Source organism: Micromonospora sp. CPCC 205554, assembly GCF_036902745.1.
Lineage (GTDB): Bacteria > Actinomycetota > Actinomycetes > Mycobacteriales > Micromonosporaceae > Micromonospora > Micromonospora tulbaghiae.
This window is the reverse complement of the sequence record NZ_JBAKHP010000001.1, coordinates 276,537-293,493: the sequence shown is the minus strand read 5'-3', so window position 1 is coordinate 293,493 and position 16,957 is coordinate 276,537. Positions and strand designations below refer to the sequence as shown.

Below are 16,957 nucleotides of genomic sequence, written 5' to 3'. Positions count from 1 at the left end.
TCCTCGGTCAGGGCAGGGTGAGCAGGTCGGCGACCCGGACGGGCGCGCCGGTCTCCAGCGAGCGGTTGGCGGCCAGGCCGGTGAGCAGGGCGAGCGCGCCGTCGCGGGCGGTGGCGGCCCGGCCGAGCGGGTCGGGTTCGCCGCCGAGCAGCACCCGGGTCATCCGGGCATCAGCGCCGCCGTGCCCGCGCCGGGTCCAGCCCTCCACCGGGATCTCCACCGGCGGCGCCCAGAACGGGCGCAGCGTGAGCCGGGCCCCGCCCTGCTCGACGGCGGCCTCGTCGCCGTGCAGCGCCGCGCCTTTGAGCGCCCCGGCGACGGACGGGCTGACGTGATCGCTCTCGGTCACCTCCAGTTCGAGGCGGCCCCGGCTGCCGTTGACCATCACCCGGTAGCCCTCCCAGGGGGCGTACGCGGTGAGGTGGTAGGTCATCGTCGCGCCGGTGTCGTAGCGGGCCAGCAGCGCCAGGTCGTCCTCGATGGTCACGCCGGGGGCGAAGACGTTGCGGTCGCGGTGGTAGCCGTCCTCGGCCTCGGCGTCGAGGTACAGCTCGCGCAGCCTCGGGTGGTCGGCCAGGCGCAGCGCGAACGGGTCGCCGTCGGCGGCGGGGGAGCCGTGTGCCCGGTCGTAGTCGCGGGCGTAGCCGTGCCGGCGGCCGTCCTCGCCGTAGAAGAACAGGCGGCCGTACGCGTGCACCTCGACCGGACGCGCGTCCAGCCACCAGTTGACCAGGTCGAAGTGGTGGCCGGACTTGTGCACCAGCAGCCCGCCGGAGACGGACTTGTCGCGGTGCCAGCGGCGGAAGTAGTCGGCGCCGTGGCGCACGTCGAGCAGCCACTCGAAGTGCACCGACCCGATCTCGCCCACCGCGCCGTCGGCCAGCAGCCGCCGGACCTGCTCGTGCAGCGGGTTGTAGCGGTAGTTGAACGCGACGGTGACGCGGCGGCCGGTCTCGGCGACCGCGTCCAGGATGCGCCGGCACCGCTCGGCGTCCACAGTCATCGGTTTCTCCACGACCACGTCGCGGCCGGCCCGCAGTGCCGCCGTCACGTACTCGTCGTGGGTGGCGTCCACGCTGGTCACCAGCGCCACGTCGACCCGCTCCTTCGCCAGCATGGCGGCGAAGTCGGCGGCGGCGTAGGTGGGCACCGGCGGCCGGCCCAGCTCGGTCAGCCAGCGGTTGTGCGCGTCCATCCTCCTCTGGTTGACGTCGGCGAACGCGACCAGCTCGGCGGTGTCGGCGTGGTCGAGGGCCAGCGCGCGGACGAACATCTCGGCGCGTGCCCCGGCACCCACCAGGGCGTGGCGGACCCGTTCCCGGGCCGGTGGTGACATGACGTCGGCCTCCCCGGCAGTCGGCTGCAAAGGTTTGCAGCCGAAGAAACCATGACGATGGATGCGTCGTCAACGGTTGCCGCCCAAGCCGCCCTATCCATCCGCATTGATGTGCTTTCCTGCATGCGGCGGGAACGCCGGCGCAATCGAGCCGCAACAATGGACCGTTGACACGGGCGCAACCGTTTGCATTAATGGGCGGCACCCGTGACCCCCACCACATCGGACGAGGGAGCCCGCCGTGCCAGCCACCATCCGGGACGTCGCCCGCGCCTCCGGTGTGCACATCTCCACCGTGTCCCGTACGTTCTCGGCCCCGCACCTGGTCAACCCGGAGACCCGGGTCCGGGTGCTGGCCTGCGCGGAGGACCTCGGCTACCGGCCCAACCGGGCCGCCCGGGCCCTCATCACCGGGCGTACGCACAACATCGGCCTGATCGTGGCCGACATCGCCAACCCGTTCTTCCCGCCGCTGATCAAGGCGGCGGAGGGGCAGGCCCGGCACCGCGACTACCACGTGTTCGTGGCCGACACCAACGAGGACCCGGTCGCCGAGGAGGACCTGGTCCACGCGCTGGCCAAGCAGGTCGACGGCGTGCTGCTGTGCAGCCCCCGGATGAGCAACAGCCTGATCGAGCAGGTCAGCCGCGAGGTCCCGGTGGTGGTGATAAACCGCCAGGTCGCCGGCCTGCCCTGCGTGATGATGGACGTCGGGCAGGGCGCCCGGGCCGCGATCGAGCACCTGCTGGGGCTCGGCCACCGCCGGATCGCGCTGCTCGGCGGCCCGCGCGGCTCCTGGACCGCCCGGGAGATGCGCCGCGCCGCGACCGCCGCCGCGAGAGGCGGGGGAGCGGAGCTGACCGTCCTCGGACCCAACCAGCCCACCGAGACCGGCGGCGGCGCCCTGGCCGAACAGGTACGCCGCAGCGGCGTCACCGCCGTGCTCGCCTACAACGACCTGATGGCGATCGGCCTGATCGAAGGGCTGGACGCGCTCGGGTCGCGGGTGCCGCACGACGTCAGCGTCGTCGGCGTCGACGACATCGCGCTGAGCCGGCTCACCCGCCCCAAGTTGACGACGGTGGCCACGCCGACCGCGGCCGCCGGCCGGACGGCCGTCGACATGCTGCTGCAACTGGACTCCGACGCGCCGCGCGGCGCCCGGGGCCGGGGCACGGCGACCGGCGACCGTCGCACCACCGCACAGGTAATGCTCCAGACCGAACTGGTCGTCCGCGACTCGACCGGGCCCGTCCCCGCGCCCGGCCGGGACGGCACCGGAGCCTGAGCAGGTGGCCCGGGCCCGCACAGCACTGCGGACCCGGGCGGCCCGTGGACGGCCGCCGGTGACGTCGTCGCCTCCCACAGCCGAGGAGTGAGCGCAGATGCACCCCGCAACGTCCCCCACCGCCGGCGCACCCGCCGGGCGGCATCACCGTACCCCCCTGACCCGACGCCGACTCGTCCGCGGCCTGGCCGCCGTCGCGCTCGCCGTGCCGCTCGCCCTGGGCGCGGCCGGCTGCGGAGACGACTCCGGCGGCGGCGACGGCGGCCCGGTCAAACTCTCCGTCTTCTGGTGGGGCGGCGAGGCCCGGGCCAAGCTCACCGAGGACGCCCTGGCCCTCTACACCAAGAAGCATCCGGACGTGACGTTCGAGAAGACCTGGCAGGCAAACCAGGGCTACTTCGACAAGCTCGCCACGCTGACCGCCGGTGGCAACCCGCCGGACCTGTTCCAGATCGACGACAACTACCTGGCCGAGTACGCCGGCCGCAGCACCACGCTCGACCTGGGCAGCTACCGCGACTCAGGCAAGCTCGACGTGTCGAAGTTCCCCAAGAGCCTGCTGGAGTACGGCGTGGTCGACGGCAAGCTCGCCGGTGTGGCCGCCGGGGAGAACACCCAGGGACTGGTCTACAACAAGACGCTGCTGACCAGGAACGGGCTGCCCGAGCCGACCACCGGGATGAGCTGGGAGGAACACATCGCCTGGGCCGAGCAGGTGGCGAAGAAGACGAAGATCCCCGGCACCCAGGACCCGAGCGCCGACTACAAGGCGTTCTGGGTGTGGCTGCGCCAGCAGGGCAAGGACCTGTACAACGGCAAGGAACTCGGCTTCACCGCCGAGGACGTGACCAAGTGGTTCGAGCTGTGGAAGGGCGCGCGGGACCGAGGCGCCACCCCGACGCCCGACGTCATCCACGAGGGCAACTCCAGCGACATCACCAAGCAGCTCGTGGTCACCGGCAAGTCCGCCACCTCCTGGGTGTGGGTCAACCAGATGCCGGACCTGAAGAAGAACACCAAGGACGAGCTGGGCGTCGTCGCGTACCCGGGTGACCCGAGCGCGCAGTGGGCGCGCGCCTCGATGTACTGGTCGGTCTTCAAGGGCAGCAAGCACAAGGACGTCGCCGTCGATGTGATCAACTTCCTGAACAACGACCCGGAGGCGGTGGCGCTGCTCGGCACCGACCGGGGACTGCCGTCGAACATGGATCTGCGCGCCAAGGTCAGCGAGACCGCCACCGACCCGGCCATGAAGCAGTCCATCCAGGTCGAGTCCGACCTGGCGCAGAAGTTCGGCGCCTCGCCCCAGGTGCCGATCAAGGGGCACAGCAAGGTCAAGTCCGAGCTGGTCAAGGCCGCCGAGAACGCCCAGTACGGGCGCGCCACCCCGGCCCAGGCGGCGGAGCAGTTCATCACCGCCTGCAAGTCCGCGATCGCCTGACCCGACGAAAGGACCGGTCCCGTGGCTCTCACCACGGCACCCGGCCGGACCCCGCGCACCGGACCGGCCGGCCCCCGCCCCACGCGGCGCGGGGCCGGCCGGGCCCGGCTCGGCGAGGGCCTGGCGGGGTACGTCTTCCTCTCGCCCTGGCTCATCGGACTGATGGGCGTCACGGCGATCCCGATGCTGCTGTCGCTCTGGCTGAGCTTCACCGACTACGACATCCTCACCCCGCTGTCCGAGGTGCGGTGGGTGGGACTGGCCAACTACGAGCGGATGTTCACCGCCGACCCGTCGTACTGGCACGCGGTCCGGGTCACGCTGACGTTCGCGCTGATCGCGGTGCCGCTGAAGCTGGCCGCCGCGCTCGGCGTGGCGCTGCTGCTCAACCGCGCATGGCGGGGCGTCGGGCTGTTCCGCAGCCTGTTCTACCTGCCGTCGCTGCTCGGCGGCAGCGTCGCGCTGGCCATCGTCTGGGTCAACATGTTCAACCGGGACGGCGCGTTCAACTCGTTTCTCGCCCTGTTCGGCGTCGAGGGGCTGCCCTGGGTCAGCGACCCGGACTGGGCGCTGGAGACACTGATGGTGCTGGCGATCTGGCAGTTCGGCGCACCCATGGTGATCTTCCTGGCCGGGCTCAAGCAGGTGCCCACCGAGCTGTACGAGGCGGCGGCGGTGGACGGCGCCGGGGCGTGGCGGCGCTTCCGCGCGGTCACCCTGCCCATGCTGTCCCCGGTGATCTTCTTCAACCTGGTGCTGGAGACCATCAACGGCTTCCAGGGCTTCACCGCCGCGTTCGTACTCAGCAACGGCACCGGCGGCCCGGTCGACTCCACCCTGATGTACACGCTGAAGCTCTACATCTCCGGCTTCACCGACCTGGAGATGGGCTACGCGTCGGCGATGGCGTGGGTGTTCCTGGTGGCGATCGGCGTGGTCACCGCCGTCTTCTTCAGCACCGGCCGGTTCTGGGTGCACTACTCGGACGGAGACGACTCATGACGGCGCTCGCTGCCACCCGCCGGCCGGGCAGCGGCCGAAACGTCCTGCGGCTCGTCGTGCTCGTGGCGATCGTCGCGGTGGTGCTCTACCCGCTGTTCTGGATGCTCGGCACCTCGGTCAAGTCGCAGGCCGAGATCGTCAACAACGTCGGCCTGCTGCCGGAACGGTTCACCCCCGGCAACTACCTCGACGGCTGGACCAACTTCGACATCAGCTTCGGCCGGTTCTTCCTCAACAGCGCGCTGGTCAGCGGGCTCACCGTCGTCGGCAACGCGCTGTCCTGCCTGCTCGCCGCGTACGCCCTGGGCCGGCTGCGGTTCCGGCTGCGCAAGCTGTGGTTCACCGTCATGATCGGGACGCTGCTGCTACCCGGGCACGTGCTGATCGTGCCGCAGTACATCCTGTTCCGCAGCCTCGGCCTGGTCGGCGGCGACTGGCCGTACCTGCCGCTGCTGGTGCCGCAGTTCCTGGCCACCGAGGCGTTCTTCGTCTTCCTCATGGTGCAGTTCATGCGGGGCATCCCGCGCGAACTGGACGAGGCGGCCACCATCGACGGCGCGTCCCCGTACGGCGTGTTCCGGCACGTCATCCTGCCGCTGAGCCGGCCGGCGCTGGTCACCACGGCGATCTTCTCGTTCATCTGGACCTGGAACGACTTCTTCCGGCAGCTCGTCTTCCTGTCCAACCTGGAGGACTACACCGTCCCGGTGGCGCTGACCCTGTTCATCGACTCGACCAGCCAGAGCGCCGTCGGCCCGATGTTCGCCATGTCGGTGCTGTCCCTGCTGCCGGTGTTCCTGTTCTTCCTGGCGTTCCAGCGGATGCTCGTCGAGGGCATCAACACCAGCGGGCTGAAGGGATGACCGCCGTGCCTGCCCTCAGCGACGCCGTACCCGCCCACCCCGACAGCGCGCCGGCCCGCGCCGACTGGCGGGACACGCTGCGCGAGGCGACCGACCTGGCGCTGCTCGGCTTCGCCGTGGCGCTGGCCGCGCTGCCGGTGCTCACGCTCGCCCCGGCGGTCGCCGCCGCCGGTGCCGCGCTGCACGACCGGTCGATCAGCGGTTCCTGGCCCGACGCGCGGACCAGCCTGCGCCGGTTCGGCCGCGCGCTGCCCGCCGGGCTGGCGGTCAGCGCCGTCGCGCTCGCCGCCGCCGCGCTGCTCGCCGCCGACCTGCTCGCGCTCGCCACCGGCCGGGTGCCCGGCGGCGGGCCCGCGCTCGCGCTCACCGCCGTCGTGGTGGCGGTCCTGCTCGGGTACGCGGGCCTGGTCGCCGTCGCGGTCGGGCGCACCGGCGGCCGGGGGTGGCGGACGGCCGCCCGTGAGGTGGCCCGCACCTGCCCGCAGCGCCCCGGCACCTGGGCCGCCGCCTCCGGCGTCTGCGCGTTGGCAGTGCTGCTGGGCGTGCTGGTCACGCCGGTGGCGGTGCCGATCCTCGGCGGGTACGCCCTCGCGGCGCTGCACGCGCTGGACGCCCGCCGCCCGGTCCCCGCCCCGGACCCGTCGTGACCGCCGAGCCGCGGCTGGTGGTGGACGGTGCCGAGGTGGCCCGGTACGTGGTCCGGCCGGACCTCGACCCGCGCCACGGACCCCGGCCCTACCTGCACCCGGTGCGGACCCGGGCCGGCACGCCGGTCACCGACGCGCTCCCGGCCGACCACGTCTGGCACCTCGGCGCGTCGTTGGCCGTGCAGGACGTCGACGGCGCCAACCTGTGGGGCGGCCGGACGTACGTGCGCGGCACCGGCTACACCTGGCGCGACGACCACGGCGTCATCGCGCACACCGGCTGGCGGGAGCGGGCCGCCGACCGGCTCGACCACGACCTGGAGTGGCGGGACCGGCACGGCCGGGTGCTGCTGCGCGAGCACCGGCGGATCACCGCCGCCCCGGCCGGCGACGACGCCTGGTGGCTGGACCTGTCGGCGACGCTCATCGCCGCCACCGGCGCGGACGTGCACCTGGGCAGCCCGGCCACGAACGGCCGCCCGGGCGGTGCCGGGTACGGCGGCTTCTTCTGGCGGGCGGTGGCCGACGGGGAACCACTCGTGCGCACCGCCGGCGCGGACGGCGAGGAGGCGGTGAACGGGTCGGCCGCGCCCTGGCTGGCGCTGTCCGCCTCCGCGCCGGGCGGCGGCGCGTACACGCTGGTGTTCACCGGTCTGGGGCCGGGCGACAGGTGGTTCGTGCGCACCACGATGTACCCGGGCGTCTGCGTCGCGTACGCCTTCGACAGCCCGGCGGTGGTCGCGGCCGGGCGGCCCCGGCACAACCGGCACCGGGTGCTCGTCGCCGACGGCCACCTGGACCCGGCCGACATCGCGGCCCGGCTGGACGCGGCGGTCGTCCGGTGAGCGAGCCGCTTGGCTCCGGGGTCGCGGGCCGAGGCCGCGCCGGGGGCGGTCCGGAGGTGGTCTGCGTGGGCGAGACGATGGTGGTGCTCGCCCCTGATGACGGCGGGTCGCTGGAGCACGCCGCGCGGCTGACCGTCGGCGTGGGCGGCGCGGAGTCCAACGTGGCGGCCGGGCTGGCCCGGCTCGGGCACCGCGCGGCGTGGGTCAGCCGGGTCGGCGACGACCCGTTCGGGCGCCGGGTGGTGGCCGAGGTCGCCGCCGCGGGCGTGGACGTCTCAGTGGTCGCCGTGGATCCGGACGCGCCGACCGGGCTCTACCTGAAGGATCCCGGGCCGGACCGCACCCGCGTGCACTACCACCGCGCCGGGTCGGCCGCGAGCCGCCTCGGCGCCGCCGACCTCGCGCGTCCCGGGCTGGCCGGGGCGCGCCTGCTGCACCTGTCCGGGATCACCGCCGCGCTCTCCGGCACCTGCCGCGACCTGCTGGAGCACGCGCTGACCGGCCGGTCGCTGCCGGGCGCGCGGGTCAGCTTCGACGTGAACCACCGGCCGGCGCTCTGGCCCGCCGAGCGGGCCGCACCGGTCCTGCGCGACCTGGCCGACCGCGCCGACGTGGTGCTGGTCGGGCTGGACGAGGCGGCGGCGCTCTGGTCGGCGGGCGATCCGGCGGCAGTCCGCGCGTTGCTGCCCGGCCCGGAGCTGGTGGTGGTCAAGGACGGGCCGGTCGGCGCGACGGCGCTGCCGCGTACCGGGCCGGCGGTGTTCGTGCCGGCGTTGCCGGTGGAGGTGGTGGAGCCGGTCGGCGCCGGGGACGCGTTCGCCGCCGGGTTCCTCTCCGGACTGCTGCGCGACCTCGACCTGCGCTCCTGCCTGCGGCTGGGTCACCTCACCGCCGCGCCGGTGCTGACCGTGCCGGGCGACACCGCGCCGCCACCCGACCCGGAGACGACCGCGCGGGCGCTGGCGTTGCCGGACGAGGCGTGGACCGAGCAGGCGCGAATCAGGGGAGGGAGCGGGAGATGAGCGGGCACGACTTCGAGGCGCTGTTCGGCGACGCGCGGGTGATGGTGATCCTGCGGGACCTGCCCGCAGGCGAGACGGTCCGGCTGGCGGAGCTGGCGTGGGATCTCGGCATCGCCGTGGTGGAGGTGCCCATCCGTACCCCGGAAGCGGTGCCGGCGTTGCGCGCCGCCGTGACGGCCGGGCGGCGGCGGGACCGGATCGTGGGCGCGGGCACGGTGCGTACCCCGGAGCAGGTCCGGCAGGCGGTGGCCGCGGGGGCGGCGTTCACCGTGGCGCCGGGCCTGGACCTGGCCGTCGCCGACGCGGCGGCCGGTCTCGGCGTGCCGCACCTGCCGGGCGTGGCCACCCCGACCGAGGCGCAGCGGGCGCTCGACCACGGCCTGGTGTGGCTCAAGGCGTTCCCGGCGGTCAGCCTCGGCCCGGCCTGGTTCCGCGCGGTCGCCGGGCCGCTGCCGGAGGCCCGGTTCGTGGCGACGGGCGGCGTCGACGCCGGGAACGCGGCCGACTTCCTCGCCGCCGGGGCGCGCGTGGTGGCGGTCGGGTCGGCGCTCACCGACCCGCAGCAGCTGCCGCGCCTGGCCGCGCTCGCGGCCGGCACGGTCACCTGACCGTACGACCGGATGTGGTGGCGGTGGTCCGGATCGCCTTGACGATCGCCGGGATCGACCCGATCAGCAGCACCAGCGCCCAGATCAGCGCCACCACGGCGAACACCACGGCGCCCAGGTCGTCGAGGATGCTGACCAGGATCACCGGCACCAGGCCGTGCAGGAACTGCAGCACCACTGTGCACAGCAGCGTGGTCAGCGCCAGCGCGACGAGGCCCTTGTTGCGCAGGAACCGGGGCTGGGCGGCGAGCAGCAGCGCGGCCCAGACCAGTTTGAGCAGCAGCGCCAGCCCGAGCAGCACCGCCGCGTCGTCGACCGGGAAGAACCCCCAGACCGCCAGGTAGGCCAGCGTGCCGAACGGCGGCGCCAGGAACAGCGACACCATCACTGTCAGCTCGACGAACGCGACGATCAGCAGGACCAGCGACACCAGCAGCAGCACGACCGAGAAGACGAGCGTCGCCACGCCCTGCACCCGGCCCTGCACCCGGTCCGGCAGCACCAGGCTCAGGCAGAACAGCCCGGTCGTCCAGAGCGCCACCACGTCGATCAGCGCCAGGTAGCCGATGCCCCGACCGGACGGCTCGGACACCGCGCCGACGTCGCCCAGCTCGACGCCGAGCTGACCGGCGCGCTCCCGCAGCGCGCCGCTCGCGTCCCCGCCGCCGGTCAGCGCCGCCGCGCCCAGCTCCACGCCGACCACGAGCGCCACCGCGAGCAGCGCCAGCAGCAGGAACGGTTTGCGCAACTCACCCATGCCGCGTCTCCGTCCCGGTCAGGACCGGGCCAGCGTGACCGCACATCCGCCACCTCCCGGACAGCGCAGGAGCACCTCGGTCTCCCGGTCGACAGCCACCTTCGCCACCGCCGGGCCGTCCGCGCCGGGCGCGACCTCGTCGGTGACCGTGACGTCCGCGTCGCCGGGTGCGGGGGCGGTCACCTCGAACGGCGTCGTACCCCGCAACACGAGCGTGCGCAGCGCGCCCGGGTCGGCCACCCGCAGCCGGCACGCGGTGCCGAACGCGAGCGTCACCCCGTCGGCGGTGGTGGCCGGATCGGCGGCCGGCGGCAGGCACGTCACCGCCACCGTCGCCGGGTCCACCGTCCCGGTCCCGCGCCCCAGCCGGGCCAGCGCCCCCGGCCCGGCCGCCGGATCACCCGGGTCGTCGCGGCGCCCGGCCACCGCCACCACGTACAGCGCCACCAGCAGCACGGCCACCGCCACCAGCAGCACCTTCTGCTTCGTGCTCACGGTGCCGTCTTGGTTCGCGACTGCGGGGCTCGCAACACCGGCTCACTCCTCGCGCTCACGGTGCCGTCTTGGTTCGCGACTGCGGGGCTCGCAACACCGGCTCACTCCTCGCTCACGGCCGGACGACGGGGGTGAAGCGGATCTCGTCCACCCCGGCGAAGTACCTGTCGGTGCCCTGGGTCTTGCTCACCGCGACGAGCGTCAGCTTGTGCGGGCCGCGGGTCAGCTCCACGGTGCCCACGTCCACCTCGTCGGTGCGGACGACCGTCGGGCTGAACCCGAAGAACGTGTCGCCGACCTGCCGGCCGTCGACCAGCCAGATCGTGTTCGCGTAGTCGAACGACGTGGTGCGCACGGTGGAGAACCGCCAGGTGCCGTCGGACGGCACGTCCACCTGCACCGTCACCCGGTCGCCCACGCCCCGGCCCAGGAAGAACAGCTGCGCGTCGCCGGACCACACCACGTCGCAGCAGTTCTCCTGCGCCACCACCTCCGCCTTCGCGCCGGTGGGGGACTGGACCGCCGCGCCGGAGACGAGCGTCTCCGCCTCCACCGTCACCGCGTCGGCCCGCGGCGGGGGCGGGGTGTCCGGTCCGCGGGTCACCAGCCAGGTCACCACCCCGGCCACGACCAGCACCAGCGCCGCGGCGGCCGCGATCCACGGCCACGGCGCGCGCTTCGGGGGTACGACGGCCCGCACGTCGTACGTGACCCGGCCGCTGGACCGGGAACTCTCCTCCGGCGCGGTGTTCGCCGAGTACGCGAACCCGGTCATGTCGTAGCGCCGGGGCGGTGTACCGGGCGGTACGGCGAGCCGGACCAGGAACGACACCGAGCCCTGCCCGGGCACCACCCGCTGCGGCTCGGCCACCGTGAACCAGCCGCGCTGGCTGCCCTCACCGGGCGCCACGTCGAACACGACGGTGTCCGGCGCGGTACCCGGGTTGGACACGGTGAACGTCAGCTCACCGGCGTTGCGGGCGTCCAGGGTGAACTGTTCGGCGGCGGCGACGACTGTCCATTCAGTGGTCATGACGGCTCCTCGGGCGGATCGTGGGCCAGGGGGGCGGGTACGTGCGCCCGGCCGACCGCGCGCACCGAAGCCACCCCGGCGGCGGGCACGGCGACGTCCGGCTCGGGCGACGTCGGGTCGGAGGGCGGGTCGGCTCGGGCGGCGACGACCTCGACGGTGACCGCCGCCGGTTTCTCCGCCTCGACGATGCGGGTGACCAGCGCGAGCCGGTCGGCGGCGGCCGGCGGCACCCGCACCACCAGGTGGAACGGCCGCTCGGGCGGCTCGTCCAGCACGAACCCGGTGACGCCGGTGGCCAGCTCCAGCGCGGTCCGCATCCCGTACGGGGTGCCGCGCCACCGGGCCAGCAGCGCGCCGTGCGCGACCAGGTCCCGCAGCCGGCCCACCGGCAACGGCAGCGGCGCGTCGGCGCGCGGCGCGGCGACCACGTGGTCCATCGCCACCCAGCGCGTCAGGTACGCCACGAACCCGTCCGGCGTCCGGTACGGCCCGAACAGCGCGTCGACGTCGGCGAGCACCGCCTCGTCCGGGGCGTGCAGCGCCTCCATCACGTCCAGCAGCGCGCCCAGCACGCTGCCCGGGCCGGCGGCCCGCTGGTACGCGGTCGGCAGCAGCCGCTCAATCGCCGCTCGGCGCATCCTGCCGCACCACCTCGATGTCGTGCTCGCCGGAGCAGAGCAGCCAGGTGCCGGGGACGGTGACCACGTCGGCGGTGGCCTGGTTGGCGCTCGCCGTCCAGTCCTCGCCGTCGCCGCTGCGGAACACGCCGCGCTCGCCGCCGGCCAGCACGAGCCGCCCGGCGCCCGACGTGCCGGTGGGCGCGGTGGCGGCGATGGCGTCGACCGGGACGAATCGGGTCCGGTCCCGCAGCGGCAGGCCGCAGTTCACCATCACCGGCGACCACTGCGGCTGCCCGGCCAGCGTGTCCAGCCGGACCACGCCGCCGCTCTGCGTCGCCGCCAGCGCGAGCGGGCCGCTGAACGCCAGGTCCCGGCAGGTGCCGCCGATCCAGCCGGACGCCATCGACTGCCACTTCACGTCCGACTCGAACAACCGGGTGCGATGGCAGCCCTGACCCGGTTTCTTCGGGTCCGGCTCGCCCGCGCCGCACCACAGCAGCGTGGCCGGGCCGTCGTACTGCACGGCGAGCACCCGGTTGTCCACGTTGGCGAGGCCGACGTGGGCGAACGTGCCGGGCCGTCCCGCCGCGGTGGACAGGTAGACCCCGAATCCGGCCTGCGCGGCCACCGCCACGCCGGGCGCGCCGCGCTCGGAGACGAACGCGCGCACCGCGTAGAAGCCCCGGTCGGCGTCGGCCGGGTCGACCAGGATCTGCAACGGCACCGCGCCGGGCAGCAGCGGCACCTCGTACAGGCCGGTGTCGGTGGCAAGCAGCAGCGCGCCGGTGCCGTCCCGGTCGATCCAGGCCAGGTCGCGTACGCCGGAGTCGAGGTCGGTCAGCAGCGTCCACGTCTCACCCAGGTCGGTGCTCAGCCGGACCCGGGAACCGCCGGCGTCGCGGGTGGTGACCACCGCCACCGAACCGGCCCGGGGCACGACGCCGGGGCGTACCGGGGCGGGCGCGGGAACCACCCGCACCACGGTCTCGTCGTCGAACCGGCCCGCCGGTTCCCAGCCCGCGCCGGCGTTGGTGGAGCGGAACAGCACCGGGCCGCCGCCCGCGTACCAGGTGTCGGCCTGGTACTGGTCCACCGCCACGGTGCGCACCCGCGCGTCGGGCGCCTCGTCGACCACGAACCGCACCGACTCGACGTAGCGCACGCCCGGCTCGGCGTGCTCCAGCATCCGGTACACGTTGGAGGCGCGCAGCGGCTCGCCGAACGCCCAGCCTGCCGGGTTCAGCGGCGTGGGCAGCGGGCTCAGCGTCTGGTGCAGCCGGTCGTGGATGCGGCGGCGCACCGCGTCCACGTCCTCCTCGCGGCGCACCACCACCCGCGCCTGGATGGACACCGCCTTGTACCGGGCCCAGCCCGCGCGCACCGCCGTACCCAGGGCGCGGCGCCGTTCCAGGTCGGCCTCGACCCGGCGGCGGGCCTCCTCCACCTCGTGCTCGCGCAGCACCGCCACCGGCAGACGGCCGCCGGGCCGGGCCGCCTCCGGCACGTACGGCACCAGCACCACCTCGACCTCGCCGGGCCGGGCGAAGCTGTAGACGGCGGCCCGGGTGAACGCCCGCGCCCGTGCCACCGCCCCGGAGCCGGTGGCCAGGATCTCGAAGTCCCGGGCGGTCACCGCTCGCTGCTGGGCGAAGAACTCGTACGGCCCGCGCGCCAGCACCGACTCCAGCGACTCCAGTTCCCGGCCGCCGGTGGCCGGTTCCGGGTTGTCCACCTTCACCCCCGGCAGCGGGTCGCGCAGGCTGGTGAGCACGCCCGCCGCGACGTTGCCGGCCGGACCGCCGCCGCAGCGGTACCAGAGCCGCACCTGCCGCCCGGCCGGCGGCACCGCCGCCACCGTGGTCGCCCCGGCCGCCCCCTCGACGGCCGGGGCGCCCCCGTCCGGGCGCAGGTCCAGCGCCGGGGCGAACGTGACCACCCCGGAGGCCCGGTCCACCAGGTAGACCTTCGCCTGCGGGCCGACACCGGCGAAGCTGTCCACCGGCCGCCAGATCTCGTACGTGCGCCCCTCGTGCTCCCGGGCCGCCGCGCCCAGCTCCACCGAGCCGGGCGGCACCTCCACGCCGAGCAGCAGGTCCAGCGCCTCGGTGGTACGCGTCAGCGGCGCGCGGGCGGCCCGGAACACCTGACCGGGCTGCCCGGTGCCGGTGCCCAGCAGCTCCGCCTCGACCGGCTCGCAGTGGTGCACGCGTACCGTCGCCGTGGTCTCGCCGGCGGGCAGCACCGCCGGTTCGGTGGTCACGAAGACGACCGGCCGGGGGTCCGCGCCGCGGGCCGCGGCGACGCGGGTGCCGGCCGGCACCCGCACCGGGCCGCGATCCGGGCCGGTGCGGGTCAGACGCACGTCCGCCCAGGCCGCCGCCGGTGGGTGCCGGGTGACGCCGAGCAGGTTCAGGAACGCGACGTACGCCTTCTCCGGCAACTGGTTCAGCCGGTAGATCATCACCTCGGTCAGGTACGCGAACGCCTCCACCAGCGCCATGCCCGGGTCGTGCGCGGACAGGTCGGTCCAGTCCGGGCAGGACCGGGCGATGCGTTCCCGCGCCTCGGTGACCAGGTCGAGGAAGGCGCGGTCGTCCAGGTGCGGCACCGGCAGCGTCATGGCGTGCCCTCCTCGTCAGCGGTGTCGCCGGGTCCGGTGCCGGCGGGTTCGTCGTCGGCGGGCAGCAGGTCGACGGAGAACACGAGGTGGCCGGGGGAGAGGCTGGCCCGGACCCGGTAGTCCAGCCGGATCACCAGGCGCCACGGGTCGTCCGGGTCGGGACCGGCGTCCACGTCCAGCACCTCGACCCGGGGCTCCCAGCGCCGGATCGCCTGCCGCACGTAGTGGATCGCCAGCCCGGCCGTGGTGTCGTCGTTGGGCGCGAAGACCAGCCGGTGCAGCCGCGACCCGTACCCGGGACGCATCAGCCGCTCCCCGGGCGTGGTGGACAGCAGCAGGTACAGCGCCTGGCGTACCGTCTCGTCGCCGTCGGTCATGGCGAGCCCGCCGGCGGCGGTGAGCGCGAGACCACCGGCGCGGCCGGCGTCGAAGCCGGCGCCGACGAAGCGGAAGGCCCTCATGCGTCCGCCCCCAGGAAACCCTGCCGCACGTCGCGGACCTGGTGGTGCACGGTGCCCGGCGGGGTACCGTCGGTGAGGCCGTCCAGGTGCGACAGCACCACCGGCTGCCGGTCCACCCGCACCCACGTGCTGTAACCCACGCTGACGGTGCGCGTGTGCAGGCACGGTTTGATGGTCGGGCCGTAGTTGGGGCAGGCGGTGATGTCGCGCCCCTCCGGGTCGGGACGCACCAGCACCGGCACGCCCCGGACCGTGACCCAGTCCTGGGACGGGCGGTTGCGCACCCGCCCGTCGTGTCCGCAGGTGATCAGCGAGTCGCGGTGGATCCAGCGCATCAGCCACCTCCGGCGGAACGGGCGAGCGTACGGGCCTGCGCGGCGGCGGTTTCGGCGTCCTCAGCGGCCGGGGCGTGCAGGAAGTCGACGGTGCGGCCGCGCACCACGACGGCCCGGCCGGGCGCGGAGAGCACCAGGTCACCCGCCGCGTGCACGGTGGTCAGCTCGGGACGAAGCTCGACGAAGCTGCCCGCGTCGGTGGCCAGCCGCAGCGTGCGGCCGTCGTCGTCGATCACGATCGACTGCCCGGTGCCGGTCCGCATCGACCAGCGGCGCGAGCGTCCGGAGACGATGCCCGCGTCGTACGGCTCGACCGCGCCGAACAGCGAACCGAGCACCACGCCCGAGGCGGGCTCGCCGCCGGGCAGCGCCACCAGCACGGTGTCGTCCGGATCGGGCAGCGCGACGATCCCCTTGCCCCGGCCCGCGCCCGGGCAGAGCACCGCGAGCCAGCCGGCGTCCAGATCGCCGTACGCGGGAAGCGTCACCCGGGCCCGTCCCAGCCCGTCCGGGTCGTCGACGTCGGTGACCGTGCCGAGCGTGACCGTGGCCGCCGGGGGCGCGGCCGACGGCGGCGGGCCGGGCGGCGCCGTGGAGAACCGGCTCAGGTGCCCGTCCGCGTCCACCGTGTGCACCACCTCGGTGAGCACGTACACCCCGGCGACCGGCTCCGGGACGCCGGCCAGGGCGATCCGCCGTCCCGGCCGCAGCGCCGGGTCGCCCTCCGCGGTGCCCTCGGCGGTGACCAGCGCCGCCACCCGGGCGTCCAGCCCGGCCTGGGCCAGCGCGGCCAGCTCGTCGTCGCTGCGCCCGGGCTGGTCCACAGCGGTACGCACGCCGTTCGCGCCCACGTCGCCCGGGTCCGGGCGTAGCGGGATCCGCCGCCCGCTGCGCGCCTCGTCCGCCCGTCGGCCCAGCGGCTCCGCGCGCTGCGGATGCCAGCCGAGTACGGCGCACTCCGCGCCCGCCCGGTCCAGGTTCTCGGTCACCCGCAGCGCGTGCACCGTCTCGCCGAGCGTCAACGGCAGCGGCTCCCCGTACCCGTCCAGGGTGAACAGCCGCAACCGGTCACCGTCGACGCCCAGGTGCAGCCCGGCCCGGCCGGCCACCTCGCACAGCAGGTCCAGGTCGGTGTGCCGGTGCTGGAGAAGCCGGTCCAGGCGCGGCCCGTCGTCCTCGGCCGCCACGCTCAACCCCAGCCCGGCGCACAGCTCACCGGCCAGCTCGGCGGCGGTCACCGACTCGAACACCCGCAGCTCCTGCCGCTTGCGCAGCCGGTGCAGCGGGTCGTACGCCCGGATCCGCGCCAGCGCGGCGCCGTCACCGGCGTACTCCCGCTCGACGGCTGTCACCTCGCCGGTGAACAGCGCCTCCGACTGCCCGTCCAGGCGTACGCCGACCGTGGCGCCGGGGCGTACCGGGGGGTCGAGCGGGCCCGCGCCGGGCGCGGCGGTGAGCGTCAGCTCGCACTGCGCCGGCCGGTCCAGGCGGGCGGCCACGCGGATGCCGCGCAGCCGGGCCGGGTCGGCCAGCGGCCGTCCGTCCACGGTCACGAAGGCGGCCCGGCTCACGGCGCGCCCCGGG

General features: G+C 74.7%; 17 protein-coding genes. 8 read left to right on the top strand and 9 right to left on the bottom strand.

The window, feature by feature from the left end:
- Nucleotides 1-7: 7 nt before the first annotated feature.
- A complete protein-coding gene (locus V6U82_RS01395; RefSeq protein WP_334458675.1) occupies nucleotides 8-1,336 on the bottom strand; it encodes a Gfo/Idh/MocA family protein in 1,329 nt (442 codons plus the stop codon).
- Between the two features lie 241 nt (nucleotides 1,337-1,577).
- On the opposite strand from V6U82_RS01395, the gene V6U82_RS01390 reads away from it, so the two are divergent.
- From V6U82_RS01390 to V6U82_RS01355, 8 genes are all read left to right on the top strand, one after another.
- Nucleotides 1,578-2,624 (top strand): LacI family DNA-binding transcriptional regulator, encoded by a 1,047-nt coding sequence (locus V6U82_RS01390; protein ID WP_334458673.1) that lies wholly within the window; start codon nucleotides 1,578-1,580, stop codon nucleotides 2,622-2,624.
- A 97-nt stretch (nucleotides 2,625-2,721) separates the two neighbouring features.
- Nucleotides 2,722-4,065, top strand: coding sequence for an ABC transporter substrate-binding protein (locus V6U82_RS01385; protein ID WP_334458672.1), 1,344 nt, complete (start codon nucleotides 2,722-2,724; stop codon nucleotides 4,063-4,065).
- Nucleotides 4,066-4,086: 21 nt separating this feature from the next.
- Nucleotides 4,087-5,067 (top strand): carbohydrate ABC transporter permease, encoded by a 981-nt coding sequence (locus V6U82_RS01380; protein ID WP_091417601.1) that lies wholly within the window; start codon nucleotides 4,087-4,089, stop codon nucleotides 5,065-5,067.
- Nucleotides 5,064-5,930 carry a carbohydrate ABC transporter permease gene (locus V6U82_RS01375; protein ID WP_334458669.1) on the top strand — a complete coding sequence of 289 codons (867 nt, stop codon included), beginning with the start codon at nucleotides 5,064-5,066 and terminating at the stop codon, nucleotides 5,928-5,930. The genes V6U82_RS01380 and V6U82_RS01375 overlap by 4 nt, the downstream gene beginning before the upstream one ends.
- Nucleotides 5,927-6,577: a hypothetical protein gene (locus V6U82_RS01370; RefSeq protein ID WP_334458667.1), complete on the top strand. Its 651-nt coding sequence runs from the start codon at nucleotides 5,927-5,929 to the stop codon at nucleotides 6,575-6,577. The genes V6U82_RS01375 and V6U82_RS01370 overlap by 4 nt, the downstream gene beginning before the upstream one ends.
- Complete coding sequence (locus tag V6U82_RS01365; protein WP_334458665.1) at nucleotides 6,574-7,422, top strand: PmoA family protein; 849 nt, start codon at nucleotides 6,574-6,576, stop codon at nucleotides 7,420-7,422. Before V6U82_RS01370 ends, V6U82_RS01365 begins: the two co-directional genes overlap by 4 nt.
- A 65-nt stretch (nucleotides 7,423-7,487) precedes the next feature.
- Nucleotides 7,488-8,444 (top strand): sugar kinase, encoded by a 957-nt coding sequence (locus tag V6U82_RS01360; protein WP_334458663.1) that lies wholly within the window; start codon nucleotides 7,488-7,490, stop codon nucleotides 8,442-8,444.
- On the top strand, nucleotides 8,441-9,052 hold the full coding sequence (locus V6U82_RS01355; RefSeq protein ID WP_334458661.1) for a bifunctional 4-hydroxy-2-oxoglutarate aldolase/2-dehydro-3-deoxy-phosphogluconate aldolase: 612 nt from the start codon (nucleotides 8,441-8,443) through the stop codon (nucleotides 9,050-9,052). The genes V6U82_RS01360 and V6U82_RS01355 overlap by 4 nt, the downstream gene beginning before the upstream one ends.
- On the opposite strand, the gene V6U82_RS01350 is transcribed toward V6U82_RS01355, so the two are convergent.
- The 8 genes from V6U82_RS01350 to V6U82_RS01315 all read right to left on the bottom strand — a co-directional run bounded on the left by V6U82_RS01350 (nucleotide 9,045) and on the right by V6U82_RS01315 (nucleotide 16,944).
- Nucleotides 9,045-9,809 carry a hypothetical protein gene (locus tag V6U82_RS01350; protein ID WP_334458659.1) on the bottom strand — a complete coding sequence of 255 codons (765 nt, stop codon included), beginning with the start codon at nucleotides 9,807-9,809 and terminating at the stop codon, nucleotides 9,045-9,047. The genes V6U82_RS01355 and V6U82_RS01350 overlap by 8 nt on opposite strands.
- A gap of 18 nt (nucleotides 9,810-9,827) precedes the next feature.
- Nucleotides 9,828-10,304, bottom strand: coding sequence for a hypothetical protein (locus V6U82_RS01345; protein WP_334458658.1), 477 nt, complete (start codon nucleotides 10,302-10,304; stop codon nucleotides 9,828-9,830).
- 112 nt (nucleotides 10,305-10,416) lie between these two features.
- Nucleotides 10,417-11,337: a hypothetical protein gene (locus V6U82_RS01340; protein ID WP_334458657.1), complete on the bottom strand. Its 921-nt coding sequence runs from the start codon at nucleotides 11,335-11,337 to the stop codon at nucleotides 10,417-10,419.
- The gene (locus V6U82_RS01335; protein WP_334458656.1) at nucleotides 11,334-11,975 is read right to left on the bottom strand and encodes a phage tail protein; all 642 of its coding nucleotides are present in this window, start codon (nucleotides 11,973-11,975) and stop codon (nucleotides 11,334-11,336) included. Before V6U82_RS01335 ends, V6U82_RS01340 begins: the two co-directional genes overlap by 4 nt.
- Nucleotides 11,956-14,577 carry a putative baseplate assembly protein gene (locus V6U82_RS01330; protein ID WP_334458654.1) on the bottom strand — a complete coding sequence of 874 codons (2,622 nt, stop codon included), beginning with the start codon at nucleotides 14,575-14,577 and terminating at the stop codon, nucleotides 11,956-11,958. Before V6U82_RS01330 ends, V6U82_RS01335 begins: the two co-directional genes overlap by 20 nt.
- A complete protein-coding gene (locus V6U82_RS01325; protein WP_334458652.1) occupies nucleotides 14,574-15,038 on the bottom strand; it encodes a GPW/gp25 family protein in 465 nt (154 codons plus the stop codon). The genes V6U82_RS01330 and V6U82_RS01325 overlap by 4 nt, the downstream gene beginning before the upstream one ends.
- The gene (locus tag V6U82_RS01320) at nucleotides 15,035-15,373 is read right to left on the bottom strand and encodes a hypothetical protein (RefSeq protein WP_128139107.1); all 339 of its coding nucleotides are present in this window, start codon (nucleotides 15,371-15,373) and stop codon (nucleotides 15,035-15,037) included. The genes V6U82_RS01325 and V6U82_RS01320 overlap by 4 nt, the downstream gene beginning before the upstream one ends.
- Entirely contained in the window at nucleotides 15,373-16,944 is a 1,572-nt protein-coding gene (locus tag V6U82_RS01315) for a phage baseplate assembly protein V (protein ID WP_334458651.1), read from the bottom strand. The genes V6U82_RS01320 and V6U82_RS01315 overlap by 1 nt, the downstream gene beginning before the upstream one ends.
- Nucleotides 16,945-16,957 lie beyond the last annotated feature (13 nt).